Source organism: Streptomyces sp. LS-MS-L19 (genome assembly GCF_058382285.1).
Genome location: NZ_JBYCLL010000001.1, coordinates 9043078 through 9055368, shown reverse-complemented (window position 1 = coordinate 9055368; position 12291 = coordinate 9043078). Strand labels below are relative to the sequence as shown.

General features: G+C 73.1%; 13 protein-coding genes. 7 read left to right on the top strand and 6 right to left on the bottom strand.

Translation table 11 applies throughout. The annotated features are described in order from the left end of the window. Positions 1-33: 33 nt before the first annotated feature. Entirely contained in the window at positions 34-645 is a 612-nt protein-coding gene (locus AC2XR2_RS40400; protein ID WP_449353046.1) for a TetR/AcrR family transcriptional regulator, read from the bottom strand. Between the two features lie 124 nt (positions 646-769). Between AC2XR2_RS40400 and AC2XR2_RS40395 the strand changes: the two genes are divergently transcribed. Next, a complete protein-coding gene (locus AC2XR2_RS40395; RefSeq protein WP_381296767.1) occupies positions 770-1516 on the top strand; it encodes an SDR family NAD(P)-dependent oxidoreductase in 747 nt (248 codons plus the stop codon). 109 nt (positions 1517-1625) lie between these two features. After that, complete coding sequence (locus AC2XR2_RS40390; protein WP_381296769.1) at positions 1626-1979, top strand: nuclear transport factor 2 family protein; 354 nt, start codon at positions 1626-1628, stop codon at positions 1977-1979. A gap of 6 nt (positions 1980-1985) precedes the next feature. On the opposite strand, the gene AC2XR2_RS40385 is transcribed toward AC2XR2_RS40390, so the two are convergent. Both AC2XR2_RS40385 and AC2XR2_RS40380 read right to left on the bottom strand, forming a co-directional pair. Continuing rightward, a complete protein-coding gene (locus tag AC2XR2_RS40385; RefSeq protein WP_449353048.1) occupies positions 1986-2873 on the bottom strand; it encodes a DUF3626 domain-containing protein in 888 nt (295 codons plus the stop codon). A 57-nt stretch (positions 2874-2930) separates the two neighbouring features. Further along, positions 2931-3938, bottom strand: a complete 1008-nt coding sequence (locus AC2XR2_RS40380) for a quinone oxidoreductase family protein (protein ID WP_491517845.1) — start codon at positions 3936-3938, stop codon at positions 2931-2933. 142 nt (positions 3939-4080) lie between these two features. Between AC2XR2_RS40380 and AC2XR2_RS40375 the strand changes: the two genes are divergently transcribed. From AC2XR2_RS40375 to AC2XR2_RS40360, 4 genes are all read left to right on the top strand, one after another. Beyond that, the gene (locus AC2XR2_RS40375; protein WP_491517844.1) at positions 4081-4668 is read left to right on the top strand and encodes a CGNR zinc finger domain-containing protein; all 588 of its coding nucleotides are present in this window, start codon (positions 4081-4083) and stop codon (positions 4666-4668) included. Positions 4669-4818: 150 nt separating this feature from the next. Continuing rightward, positions 4819-6096, top strand: a complete 1278-nt coding sequence (locus AC2XR2_RS40370; protein WP_381296777.1) for an FUSC family protein — start codon at positions 4819-4821, stop codon at positions 6094-6096. A gap of 30 nt (positions 6097-6126) precedes the next feature. After that, the gene (locus tag AC2XR2_RS40365; protein WP_391192601.1) at positions 6127-7149 is read left to right on the top strand and encodes a hypothetical protein; all 1023 of its coding nucleotides are present in this window, start codon (positions 6127-6129) and stop codon (positions 7147-7149) included. 92 nt (positions 7150-7241) lie between these two features. Further along, positions 7242-8468, top strand: coding sequence for a lactonase family protein (locus tag AC2XR2_RS40360; RefSeq protein WP_491517843.1), 1227 nt, complete (start codon positions 7242-7244; stop codon positions 8466-8468). Here AC2XR2_RS40360 and AC2XR2_RS40355 read toward each other — a convergent pair. Together AC2XR2_RS40355 and AC2XR2_RS40350 are read right to left on the bottom strand one after the other, a co-directional pair. Further along, a complete protein-coding gene (locus tag AC2XR2_RS40355; protein WP_491517842.1) occupies positions 8436-9161 on the bottom strand; it encodes a DUF2470 domain-containing protein in 726 nt (241 codons plus the stop codon). The genes AC2XR2_RS40360 and AC2XR2_RS40355 overlap by 33 nt on opposite strands. An 88-nt stretch (positions 9162-9249) precedes the next feature. Then, a complete protein-coding gene (locus AC2XR2_RS40350) occupies positions 9250-9858 on the bottom strand; it encodes a TetR/AcrR family transcriptional regulator (protein WP_449353050.1) in 609 nt (202 codons plus the stop codon). Between the two features lie 107 nt (positions 9859-9965). On the opposite strand from AC2XR2_RS40350, the gene AC2XR2_RS40345 reads away from it, so the two are divergent. Then, on the top strand, positions 9966-11471 hold the full coding sequence (locus AC2XR2_RS40345; protein WP_491517841.1) for a cytochrome P450: 1506 nt from the start codon (positions 9966-9968) through the stop codon (positions 11469-11471). Here AC2XR2_RS40345 and AC2XR2_RS40340 read toward each other — a convergent pair. Beyond that, positions 11439-12248, bottom strand: a complete 810-nt coding sequence (locus AC2XR2_RS40340; protein WP_491518585.1) for a pentapeptide repeat-containing protein — start codon at positions 12246-12248, stop codon at positions 11439-11441. The genes AC2XR2_RS40345 and AC2XR2_RS40340 overlap by 33 nt on opposite strands. Between the last annotated feature and the right edge of the window lie 43 nt (positions 12249-12291).

Genomic DNA, 12291 nt, shown 5'->3' with positions numbered 1-12291 from the left:
CGCGCTCGACGGATCCGTTCCCAGTCGGCCACGTCATGCCCCCACCCGCGCAGGAGGCCGAGGTACGGCTTGCAGGGCGATGTCCACGGTGGTGTGAAGGGCCGCGCGGGTCGCGCCGGCGGCCGCGTGTACGGCGTTGCCCTCGCTGACGACCATGACGTAGCGGGCGAGTGCGTGCGGGTCGGTGCCCGCGGGCAGGTCGCCCTCCTCGACGGCGCGGACCAGACGCTGTGCGAGGGCGCGCTCGCCGGCGAGGCGACTGTCGGCCAGGAACCGGGCGATGCGGCCGCCGTCGCCACCCTCGGCCAGGCCGCCCTGCACGGACAGGCATCCTGAGGGGCGGTCGGGGAGGGTGAGGGCGTCCGCATTGGCGCGCAGGAAGGACTCGATGACCGCGTAGGCCGTCGGCTCCGCGAGAGCCTCGCGGGCGTAGGCCATGTCGGCCTCGGCGTAGCGGGCGACGGCACGGTGGAAGAGCTGCTCCTTGTTGCCGAACGCCGCGTACATGCTCGTGCGGTTGATGCCCATCGCCTCGGTGAGGTCGGCGAGCGAGGCACCGTCGTAGCCCTGGCGCCAGAAGACCTCCACCGCACGGTCCAGCGCGGCCTCCGCGTCGAAGCCCCGGGGTCTGCCGCGTACCGCCATGACGCCCTCCTGCTGTCGGTCCCCCGAAATTTTAACCGAGCGGTACGGAATAGCTGTCGCAACGCTGCGGTTCTCCCCGGTGAACGACTTGAGTACCGAGCGGTACAGAAAAGGAGAGCCCCTCATGGGACAGCTCGACGGCAAGACCGCCCTCGTCACCGGTGCCACCTCCGGCATCGGCCTGGCCGCGGCACGACGGCTCGCGGCGGAAGGCGCCCACGTCTTCCTCACCGGCCGCCGCAAGGAGGCGCTCGACGAGGCGGTGGCTTCCATCGGCAACCGCGCCACGGGAGTACGAGCGGATGTCGCCGACCTCGGCGACCTCGACCGCCTCTTCGACGAGATCCAGCGGCACGGCAGCCTCGACATCGTCTTCGCCAACGCGGGCGGCGGAGAGTTCGCGGCCCTGCCCGACATCACCTGGGACCACTACGCCGACACCTTCAACACCAACGTGGCGGGCACCCTGTTCACCGTGCAGAAGGCGCTCCCGCTGCTCAACCCGGGCGCCTCGATCATCGTGACCAGCTCCAACATCGACACCAAGGGCGCCGCCTCCTTCAGCGTGTACGCCGCGACCAAGGCCGCGCTGCGCTCCCTGACCCGCAGCTGGGCGGCGGAACTCGTCACCCGCGGCATCCGCGTCAACAGCATCGCGCCCGGCCCGATCGAGACGCCCGGCCTCAACGGTCTCGCGGGTGGTCCCGAGGCGGCCGAACAACTGCTCCAGGGCCTGGCTGCCGGAGTCCCCATGCAGCGTCTCGGCCGCCCGGAGGAGATCGCCGAGACGGTCCTCTTCCTCGCCGGTGAGGCCAGCAGCTACATGACCGGTGCCGAGATATACGTCGACGGCGGCGCAAGCCAGATCTGACCACCACCGCAACCGAACAGCCCGAACCACGCACCTGACACGGGCGCCCCGGGGCGGCCGGCCGAGCCGGCCGGTCGCCCCGGACACCCCCGACCCCCCTGAAGGAATCATGCGCACCGTGACCGACCTGCTCGCAGCCAACCTGCACGAAGTCTTCGGCAACCGCGACGCCGCAGCCCGCCGCGCGACCATCGACCGCATCTACACCGAGGACGTCGTCTTCACGGACCCCGAGGGCACCACCACCGGCCGCGACGCCCTCGCGGACAAGGCCGCCGCCCTCCTCGCCGACGCCCCGGCCGACTTCGAGTTCACGGAGGACGGCCTGCGCTACGCCGGTCCCGACACCGGGGCACTCGCCTGGGCCTTCGGCCCGCCCGGCGCGCCCGCCGTCCGTGGGATCGACGTCATCACCGTCCGCGAGGGAAGGATCGCCGCCGTCATGACGATGTTCACCGCCTGACCTCCGTCACGGTGTGACGAATCCGGGCGCCGAGTCGCACCTCGCCGCCGTCCCCGCCCCCTCCGGCGCCCCGAAGCGGGCCAGCGTGTGCCAGACCATCTTCAGGTGCTGGAGTTCGTACCGTCCCGTGCGGGCGGCGTCGCCGATGATCCGGGGGTCGACCAGTCCGTCCTCGGCGATGCTCGCGCCCAGGTCGGCGTACTCCTGACCGCGGTAGTCGGCGTGGTGGTACAGCTCGGCGACGGTGATGCGGTACCCGGGGTGCCACTCGACGGGGACGGGCAGCCGGCGCGCGGCGGCCTCGACGGGGGTGTCGCGGTAGCTCGCGTCCAGGACGAGGGCCTCCACATGGCGGGCCAGGTCGACGCCGCCGTGCACCTGGGCCTCGATGTAGTCGTCGAGGGGGTCCTGCTCGTCGGCCTCCGCGAGGGCGATCAGGGACATGCCGGATGCGACGCCGAAGTGGACCGGCTCGGCGGCGCTGTCCGGGTAGCAGAAGGTGGCGCGGGCGAGGGGCTCGCCGGTCAGCCGGAAGTGCGAGGAGCCGAACCGGGGGGCCGCGCCGACGACTTGACGGCGGAAGTTCAGCGCGCCGTACACGGGCCGGTCGTGCGCGGCCGCGTCGTCGTAGGCGCCGCCGAAGATCCGGCTCTCCCAGCGCCAGCGGTCGCCGCCGGGGTGCGCGGTCAGTCCGCCGTTGCTGGTGCCGGTGACGAACTGCGAGTGGTAGACGCCGTCCTGGGCCAGCGCCTCCAGCAGGGGCAGACCGCGGGCCGGCCGGTCCGGGTGGAAGTTCAGCGTGACGCGGACGTCCGGGGCGACGGCCGGCCCCTCCGACACGGCCGCCACATGGTTCAGTGCCGCCCGCGCCCGGGCCGACCTCACTGGACTCACGGCTTCCCTCCTCGGCGATCTACTGGATGATCACCCGAAGTGGCGGAAGCCCGCACCTCATTTGACGGATTCCGGCCCGACGGACAGCACGATCTTGCCCCGGTTGCCGCGCTGCTCCAGCCGCTCGTGGGCGGCCCGTGCCTCCTCCAGCGGTACGACCGTCTCGACGGGCACGCGATAGCCGCCGGCCGCGACCCGCTCGGCGAGTTCCCGCAGGTCGGGACGCGGATCGTAGCCGTGGAGCTGGAGGTTGGTGAGCTGGAAGCCGAGGATCGAGGCGTTCTTGGGATAGAAGTCACGGGTGTCGACGGTGCTAGCCTCCAGGGCCACGTTGGCGAGCGCGACGACCCGGCCGCCGTGTCCCACCTCACGCAGGCTGAGCCCGAAGGCCCGGCCCCCGACGGTGTCGAGGACGACGTCGGCGCCGTGGCCGTCGGTGAGCCGCAGCACCTCCTCGACCTCGGCGTCGCCGGAGTGGACGGAGGTGTCGACGGTGACGTCGGCGCCGAACTCCCCCGCCCAGGCGGCCTTCTCGGCCGATCCGGCCAGGGCGATCACCCGCGCCCCCGCCCCGGCGGCGATCTGCACGGCCGCGGTGCCGACACCGCTCGCCGCCGCCTTCACCACCACGGTGTCGCCCTTGGCGACGCGGGCGAGGTGCCGCACGCAGTACCAGGCGCTGAGCCAGGCGATGGGCAGGGTGGCGGCCCGCGTGAGGTCCACGCCGTCGGGGAGCACGACCACGTTGGTGGCGGACACCGTGGCCAACTCCGCGTAGAACCCGGAGGACTTGCCGCCGTCCAGGGCCATCACCCGCTGCCCCGGCGCCAGTTCCGTCACGCCCTCCCCCACCTCGACGACGACACCCGCCGCCTCGGCACCCGGGATCAGCGGCGGCCGGCCGGCGCGGTGGTAGCGGCCGGCCCGGAGCAGGGCGTCCGCCCGGTTCACCCCGGCCGCGGCGATCCGCACCAGCACCTCGCCGGGACCCGGCACCGGATCGGGCACCTCCACCGGCACCAGGACCTCCGGTCCGCCGAACCTGTCGATCCGCACCGCACGCATACCGCACCCGCTCTCTCCCACAGCCACACCGAGGCGACTGACACCGGTTGAACTGGTGTCAGCCTCCGACACCGGTTCAACCGGTGTCAAGGGGGTGCGCCACGGGACCTGACACCGCATGAACCGGTGTACGCTCGATGCCATGACCGGCAGCCCCACCCCCGCCGACCCGGCGCTCGCGTTCCCGTTCATCGGCGGGCGTCCCTGCCTGGACTTCGTCGCGACCCTCGGCAAGCGGCACGCCACCCCGCTGGAGCGGCTCCCGGACACCGACGCGCTCGCGCGCTGGTTCACGGAGGCGGAGCTGGCCGCCGGGGCGGAGCCGGTGCGGGTGAGCGCGCGGGACCTGGCGGACGCCCGGCTGCTGCGGGAATCCGTGTACCGCCTGGTCAGGGCCGTGATGGCGGGCGAGGAGCCGGACCCGGCCGACGTGGCCCGGGTCAACGCGGTCGCCGCCCAGCCGGACCTCGCACCCCAACTGGGCGCGGCCCGCTGGACGGCGCGTGGTCCGGCCCGCGCCGCCCTCGCGACGGTGGCCCGGGACGCCGTACTCCTGGTACGGGGGCCGCTCCTGGAGCGCGTCAAGGAATGCGAGAACCCGGGCTGTTCCCTGCTGTTCCTGGACGACTCACAGGCCCGGCGCCGCCGTTGGTGTTCGATGGACCGCTGCGGGAACCTGGCGAAGATCGCCGGGTACCGGTCGCGGAGCCGGGCCGCCACCACGGGGTGACACCCCGCTGGAGCGGTGTGGTGGCCGCCGTCACGGCCCCCGCCCCTTGCCCCCGACCGGCCTGGGCCAACAAGGTGGGGCAGCCTTGCGGACCGGTACGGTCCGCAAGGGATGTGTGGACGCTTCTGTGAAACGGGAACAGAGCACAACATGCGAGTTGTACGTGAGTGGACGGCGCCCGTCGTTGCCTATGCGAAGCGGCGCCGGGACCCCGTGGTCGTGCAGACCCTGCGGTCGGCGGCCGCGGCGACCATCGCGTACGTCATCGCGCTGCGCCTCAGTCCCGAGGCGGCGCCCCTCACCGCGCCGCTGACCGCGCTGCTCGTCGTGCAGGTCACCCTGTACTCCACGCTCACCACCGGCATCCGCCGGGTGAACTCGGTGGTGACCGGGGTCCTCGTCGCCATCGCCTTCAGTCTGCTGGTGGGTCTGACCTGGTGGAGCCTGGGCCTGCTGATCGTGGCGTCACTGGTGGTCGGACGGCTGGTGCGGGTCGAGGAGTTCGTGCCCGAGGTGGCGATCAGCGCGATGCTGGTCCTCGGGGTGACGACCGTCGGGGACACCGCCTGGGCGCGGGTCCTGGAGACGCTGATCGGCGCGGTCGTGGGGCTGGCCTGCAATCTGCTGCTCGCTCCCCCGGTGTGGGTGGACGAGGCCGGCGAGTCGATCGAGGGGCTGGCCCGCCGGGTACGGAGGCTGATGCTGCGGATGGGCGAGGAGGCCGCGGGCCGGCCGCCCGTGGAGCTGGCGACCGCCCGGCTGTACGAGGCACGCGAGCTCGACCACGACATCGTCGAGGTGGACGCCGCGCTCCGGCAGGCCGAGGACAGCCTCAAGCTCAACCCCAGGGTGAAGGAGGGCCTGCTGCACCGGGTGGTGCTGCGCACCGGCCTGGACACCCTGGAGATCTGCACGGTGGTGCTGCGGGTGCTCGCCCGCACCCTCACCGACCTCGCCAAGGAACGCGACCCCTTCGCCGAGGAACCCGGCCCGCTCGACAAGGACCAGGATCCCGAACCGCTGTTCGGGCCGGAGACCGGTAGCACGGTGGAGCAGTTGCTGTCCGAGATCGGCGACGCCGTGGTCAGCTTCGCCGTCCTGGTCACCACCCACGTCAGCGTGAGCGCCGAGTCCGCGGAGGCGCGGCTCACGGCCGAACTGCGCCAGGCCTCCGCCACCCGGGACAAGCTGGCCCAGCTGCTGCTGGAGGAGATCCAGCGCGACGCCCGTCACTGGCAGCTGCACGGCGCCGTCCTCACCGAGGTCAACCGCATCCTCGACGAGCTGGACACCGAGCACCGCTCCCGGCGCCTCCTGGAGGAGCTGGACCGGGCCTCCCGCGAGCAGCGGGAGCGGATGCCGCGCCTGACCCGGTTGCAGGAGAGCTGGCGCAGGAACCGCACGGCACTCGCCCGTCGTTCTAGGTGAGGCAGGCACAGCGATCAAGGGGGCGGGTTGATGACCGACACGAGCGTGCGGATCGACGGGAACACACTGCGACTGCCGGGCGGTGCGGCCGTGCGGTTCATCCGCACCCTGCGGCTGCCCGAGACGGGCACGCATCCGCTGCCGCCGGGGCTCGGCGAGTTCCCGGTGCGCCGCGTCTCCGACCACCCCGACACCGTGCCGGAGCAGTGGCGGGCACGCGGCGGGGTGATGCTGCCGGTGTATCTGCGGGAGGCGATGTGGCTGAGCTTCGGCGGCACCACCGAGCCCGTCGCCCTCCAGGTCGGGGTGGGCAAGGTGTGCGCGGTCTCCGGCAAGCCCTGGAGCGACCGACTCGCCCGTGATCCGCAGAACTACGTGGTCCTGCCCCGCCAGCCCTGGCTGGACGGCATCAACTCCGGCAAGGGGACGGTCCGCCAGTTCGTGGCGGTGCCGCTCGGCCTCGGCGCGACCGTCGAGGGGCAGGTCACCGGCGAGGAGGTCTGGGGCGGCGTACAGCTCCAGTCGTTCCCGCTGAGCGAGAAGCGGCTGGCCGAGTGGCGGGAGACGCAGCGGCGGATGCGGTCGGCGAGCGGGCCGGCCATGGGGTACGGCGCCGCCGCGCCGATGGCCATGGCGGCGCCCGCGGCCCCGGCGGCGGCGCCCCGCAGCGCTCCCGCGATGGGGCTCGGTGTCGGCGGCTCGATGCGCCAGGAGGTCTACCGGGACGACCGGCCCCTGTCCGACTGGGCCGGCACTGCGGCCGGGCGGGTGTTCGTGCACCTGGTGACTCCGCCCGAGTGGCGCCGCATCACCGGTGAGGCTCCCCCGCCGTCCCCCGTGGACCGCGCCGCGTACACGAGGGCCGGGCTGCCCTGGTTCGACTACTACGACCAGGACGGGGAGGACCTGGCCCCGGCGGACGCCCTGGACGGTGTGAAGCCGGTCGGGGACTGGCTGGGGGACGATCACGAGCCCTGGGAGGCGCCGACGTCGTCGCAGGTCAAGCCGCTGGGGGACGCGCCGGGCAAGCCGGTGCAGGACGGCGACTGGTAGCGGTCGGCCGGTCCCGGTTTGCACGGGCCGGGTGATCCGGGCGAAGGTGGCTGTTCAGGTCCGAGACGGTCGATCACCCGGGGTGCGCAGGGATGGAGAGTGCGAACGGCGGCTGGAGCAGGCGCCGGTTCGTCGGTGTCCTCGCGGGAGCGGGCTCGGCACTCGTGGGCTGCTCGACGTCGTCCGGGGTGCGGTCGGAGTCGGCGTCCCCGTCGAGGACGTCAAGCTCACCGACGCCCCCTTCACCGAGCCCGAGTCCGACAGGCACCCGGTCCCGCCGGGCAGCGACCGGCCCCCGCCCCCTCTACCTGGGCACGTACACCACGGTGGAGGGCGGCGGCCCCGGCATCGGTCTGGCCACCTATGACGCGGCCGCCGGCCGGATCACCGGTACCGGCACGATCACCGGCGTCACCAACCCCTCCTACCTCGCCCTGCACCCCGACGGCCGCACGCTGTACGCGGTCGCCGAGCAGGACGCCGGCGCCGTGACCGCCGTACGCCTGGCCGACCGCAAGGTCCTCGGGAGCCGGAGCACGGGCGGGGCGGGGCCGTGTCATCTGTCGGTGCATCCGGGCGGGCGCTGGCTGCTCAGCGCGAACTACGGCTCCGGCAGTGTGGCCGTGCACCCGATCGACGCCGCGGGAGCGCTCGGCGAGCGCAGGGAGACGGTCACGCACTCGAGTCCCGCGCCGGGTCCCGGCCAGGACGGCCCGCACGCCCACCAGTTCCTCACCAGTCCCGACGGCGGCCATGTGCTCGCGGTCGACCTCGGTACCGACACCGTCTACACCTACCGCCTGAACGAGCGCTCCGGCGCGCTCACCCAGGTGGCGCAGGCGCACACCCGGCCCGGTGCCGGACCGCGTCACCTGACCTTCCATCCCGGGGGCCGGTACGCCTATCTGGCCAACGAGAGCGACAACACGGTGGCGGTCTGCGCGTACGACCGCGCAAGCGGCCGGCTGACCGTCGGGGCGGCCCAGTCCACGGGCACGGGGGCGGGCACCAGCTACCCGGCGCAGTTCCTGGTCACCGCGAACGGCTCGTTCGCGTATCTCGCCAACCGCGGCGACAACAGCCTGACCCGCTACGCGGTGGAGGCGGACGGCGCCCGGCTGCGGCTGCTCGACACCGTGCCGGTGCGCGGTGACTTCCCGCGGCACATCGCCTTCTCGCCGGACGGGACGCTGCTCTTCGTGGCGAACCAGCGGTCCGGCACCGTCAGCGTTTTCCACGTGAACACGAAGAGCGGTGCGCTGCGGCTCGCCGGTGCGCCGTTCGCCTCACCCGTCGCCGTCTGTGCGCTGCCGCTGTAGGGCGCGTGGGCAGGACGCGGCGCTCGCCTGGGTCAGCAGGACGTGCATGCGCTCCGTCAGCCGCGCCACGTCGTCGGCGGGCGCGTGGAAGGGCAGGCGTACGTCGCCGTGGGCGCGGGCGCGCTCGATGCGCAAGGTCAGTCCGTGCCGGTCCACGGCGAGGGGCTGGACGCGGACCGCGCCGTGGAGGCTGTCGGAGTCGACGAGCCGGGTGAGCCGCTCGACGGCGTCGGGGTGGCAGTCGGCGAGGTGGGTGAGCAGCCGGGCCTCGGCGGTGGCGAGCGGGTCGGGCGTGGCGGCGGCGAACTCGTCCAGGTCGACGACGACCGCCCCGGACGGCCGGCGCAGCACCACGCGGGTGGCCTTGAAGTCCAGCTTGCCGTCCGCGGGGACGAACCAGCCGGCGATCCACAGCCGGGCGCGGATCCGGCTGCGCACGGGGACGGGGGCCACGTCGGCGAACTCCAGGACGGCGGACGGTTCGCCGCGGGGCGCGCAGATCGCGGCCGCCACGAGGGTGCTGTCCTCGGGCACGTCCAGCGTCACGCGGCCGTCCTCGGTGACGGTGTGCGCGCCGACGAACTCCTCGCAGCCGCCCTCCGCGGTCACCGCGCAGGACCAAGCGGCGGCGAGCACCGACCGGGCGTGTTCCGCCGCGGAAGGCGCGGCCGTCCAGGGTTGGCTGTCACCCATCCGTTCCTCCTAAGGTAAGGCTTGCCTAACCTATCGAAGATCGGCGATGAAGCCAACCTCGGACGGGTGACGGACGTACGACTTCCGGTCAGGGCGTGAGAACGCCGAGCAGTGCCCGTGCGCACAGGTCGCGCACCTGCTCACGGGTGAGGTCCGGGCCCCGCAGCCACTCCAGGCAGACGGCCGTGGTGAAGGCCAGCCAGCCGCGGACGGCCAGCTGGACGTCAGGACGCCCCTGCGCCGCCGGGCCGAACTCCGGGTCGGCGGCCAGCGCGGCGAGGATCTGCCGCTCCTGTGCGGCCAGCGCCCGCTGGTAGACCCGGCGCACGGCCTGGTCCCCGGCCGCGTCGGCGCGATGGAAGGCACGGAAGCCGTGCGCGTGGGCGTGGACGTACTCCAGATACGTGTCGAGCCCGGCCGTGAGCTGCTCGCGCACCGGGATGCCGGGCACGGCGGCCGTCATGGCCAGCATCCGCTCGCTCTCCCGCTCGACGACCGCCGCGAAGAAGTCCCGCTTCGTCGGGAAGTAGTGGTAGAGCAGCCCGCGCGAGACGCCGGCGATCTCGGCGACCTGCTCGATCCACACGTCGTCGTACGGACTCTCCGAGAACAGCCTCGCCCCCACCGACAGGAGCTGCTCGCGGCGCTCCCCGGTGCTGAGCCTGCGGCGCGTGCGCTCGCCCTGCTTCCCGGCCATGCCCGCACTTTACTTGACGCCGGTTCAACAACGGGACCAGACTGAGGCGCGTTATTGAACCGACGTATAACGCGCTCAACTGCCGCTGGATCAAGGGAGATCTCGTCATGGCGCAGACGACGACGGCCACGCGGCCGACGGGGTTTCGCAGCGCCGAGCTGGGCTGGCCGGAGCTGCACCGCATTCCGCATCCGCCGCGTCGCCTCCCCCTGCTCGGTGATGTGCTGGGCGTCAACCGGGCCACCCCGCTCCAGGACTCGCTGCGCTTCGCCCGCCAACTGGGTCCGATCTACCGGCGCAAGGCCTTCAACCGGGAGTTCGTCTTCACCTGGGGCGCCGATCTGGTGGCGGACCTGGCGGACGAGTCGCGGTTCGCCAAGCACGTGGGGCTCGGGGTGGCCAATCTGCGGCCGGTCGCCGGGGACGGGCTGTTCACGGCCTACAACCACGAGCCGAACTGGCAGCTGGCGCACGACGTGCTGGCCCCGGGCTTCAGCCGGGAGGCGATGGCGGCCTACCACCCCATGATGCTGGCCGTGGCCGGCCGGCTGACGGACCACTGGGACCGGGAGCAAGCCGCGGGCCGGTCGGTGGACGTGCCCGGGGACATGACCAAGCTGACCCTGGAGACCATCGCGCGCACCGGGTTCGGCCATGACTTCGGCTCCTTCGAACGGGACCGGCCGCATCCCTTCGTGACGGCGATGGTGGGCACGCTGACCTACGCCCAGCGGCTCAACTCGGTCCCCTTCCCGGCTCTGCTACGACGTGCCGCGCAGCGCAACGCGGACGACATCACCTACCTCAACCGCATGGTCGACGACCTGGTCCGGGCCCGGCGCGGCACGAGCGGGGACGGCGACCTGCTGGACCGGATGCTGGAGACGGCCCACCCGGACACCGGTGAGCGGCTGTCCCCGGAGAACGTCCGCCGGCAGGTCATCACCTTCCTGGTGGCCGGCCACGAGACCACCTCGGGCGCGCTCTCCTTCGCCCTGCACTACCTCTCCCGGCACCCCGAGGTAGCGGCCCGCGCCCGTGCCGAGGTGGACCGGGTCTGGGGCGACGCGGCGGCGCCGGGCTACGACCAGGTGGCGAAGCTGCGGTACGTGCGCCGGGTGCTGGACGAGTCGCTGCGGCTGTGGCCGACCGCGCCCGCCTTCGCCCGGGAGGCCGTCGAGGACACCGTGCTGGCCGGTCGGCATCCGATGCGGCGGGGTGCGTGGACGCTGGTGCTCACGCCGATGCTCCAGCGCGATCCCGAGGTGTGGGGCGCCGACGCCGAGCGGTTCGACCCGGACCGCTTCGACCCCAAGGCCGTACGGTCGCGTCCGGCGCATGTCTTCAAGCCCTTCGGCACGGGGGCGCGGGCCTGCATCGGGCGCCAGTTCGCGCTGCACGAGGCCACGCTGGTGCTCGGTCTGCTGCTGCGCCGCTACGAGCTGCGGGCCGACCCCGGCTACCGGCTCAGCGTGACCGAGCGGCTGACGCTGATGCCGGAGGGGCTGCGGCTGCACCTGGAGCGGCGGACCACGGCCGCCACTGCGACGGCCGGCGAGGAACCCGCACCGGTCCCGGAGTCACGCTGCCCAGTGCGCGGGGCGGGTGACTGAGGCCGGCAGCCTGGTGCCGGTGCTGCCCCGGGCCGCGTTCAGCTGCGGCTGGGTCAGGAAGAACGCGCCGGTCAGGTCCGCGTCCGTGAGGTCGGCGTCCCGCAGGTCGGCGCCGATCAGATCCGCGCCGCGCAGGTCGGCGCCGGTGAGGTCGGCCGCGATGAGGTAGGCGCCGCGGAGCGTGGCCCCGCGCAGGTCGGCGCCCTTGAGGCGGGCGCCCATCAGGTCGGCGCCCCGGCGGTTCTTCTTCTTGCTCTTGGTGCCGACGCCCGCCCGGACCAGTTCGCTGGTCCTGAGCAGGAGGGCGTTGACCTCCTGCCGGTGCGCGGGGACGTCCAGTGCGGTGAGTTCCTCGGCGGTTCCCCGGGTGAGGGCCTCGGTCCGCTCCCGCAGGCGGCGCAGGTCGGCGTGGACCGGGCGGGCCGCGGGCAGGGTGAGCGCCTCGGTGAGGTACCAGAGCAGTTCGTGGAGCTGGCGCACCACGGGGAAGACCTCGAACATCCGGCGGGCGTCCTCGCGTGGGCCGGTGCGCCAGTCCCGGCCGCCGAAGGTGACCTGCGAGACCTGCTGTCCGGCGCCGAAGCAGTCGTAGACCGTGCATCCGGTGAAGCCCTCGGTGCGCAGCCGCGCGTGGATCCCGCACCGGTGGTCGTCCCGGAGGTTCGGGCAGGGCTTGCCGGCGGGCTTGTCGAGGGCGAAGTCCGCGGAGGCGGCGAAGGGCAGGGCGACACAGCACAGCCCGAAGCACCGCGCGCAGTCACCGCTGAGGTCGATCATCTGTTCTTGCATCGCCGTCAGCCTAACCGGCCCGCGCACCGAC

Coding starts and splice junctions, on each gene's coding strand:
- AC2XR2_RS40350 (WP_449353050.1), bottom strand. CDS start 9,858: ATGGCCGGGAAGCAGGGCGAGCGCACGCGCCGCAGGCTCAGCACCGGG.
- AC2XR2_RS40390 (WP_381296769.1), top strand. CDS start 1,626: ATGCGCACCGTGACCGACCTGCTCGCAGCCAACCTGCACGAAGTCTTC.
- AC2XR2_RS40360 (WP_491517843.1), top strand. CDS start 7,242: ATGGAGAGTGCGAACGGCGGCTGGAGCAGGCGCCGGTTCGTCGGTGTC.
- AC2XR2_RS40375 (WP_491517844.1), top strand. CDS start 4,081: ATGACCGGCAGCCCCACCCCCGCCGACCCGGCGCTCGCGTTCCCGTTC.
- AC2XR2_RS40365 (WP_391192601.1), top strand. CDS start 6,127: ATGACCGACACGAGCGTGCGGATCGACGGGAACACACTGCGACTGCCG.
- AC2XR2_RS40380 (WP_491517845.1), bottom strand. CDS start 3,938: ATGCGTGCGGTGCGGATCGACAGGTTCGGCGGACCGGAGGTCCTGGTG.
- AC2XR2_RS40345 (WP_491517841.1), top strand. CDS start 9,966: ATGGCGCAGACGACGACGGCCACGCGGCCGACGGGGTTTCGCAGCGCC.
- AC2XR2_RS40395 (WP_381296767.1), top strand. CDS start 770: ATGGGACAGCTCGACGGCAAGACCGCCCTCGTCACCGGTGCCACCTCC.
- AC2XR2_RS40370 (WP_381296777.1), top strand. CDS start 4,819: ATGCGAGTTGTACGTGAGTGGACGGCGCCCGTCGTTGCCTATGCGAAG.
- AC2XR2_RS40400 (WP_449353046.1), bottom strand. CDS start 645: ATGGCGGTACGCGGCAGACCCCGGGGCTTCGACGCGGAGGCCGCGCTG.
- AC2XR2_RS40355 (WP_491517842.1), bottom strand. CDS start 9,161: ATGGGTGACAGCCAACCCTGGACGGCCGCGCCTTCCGCGGCGGAACAC.
- AC2XR2_RS40340 (WP_491518585.1), bottom strand. CDS start 12,248: ATGATCGACCTCAGCGGTGACTGCGCGCGGTGCTTCGGGCTGTGCTGT.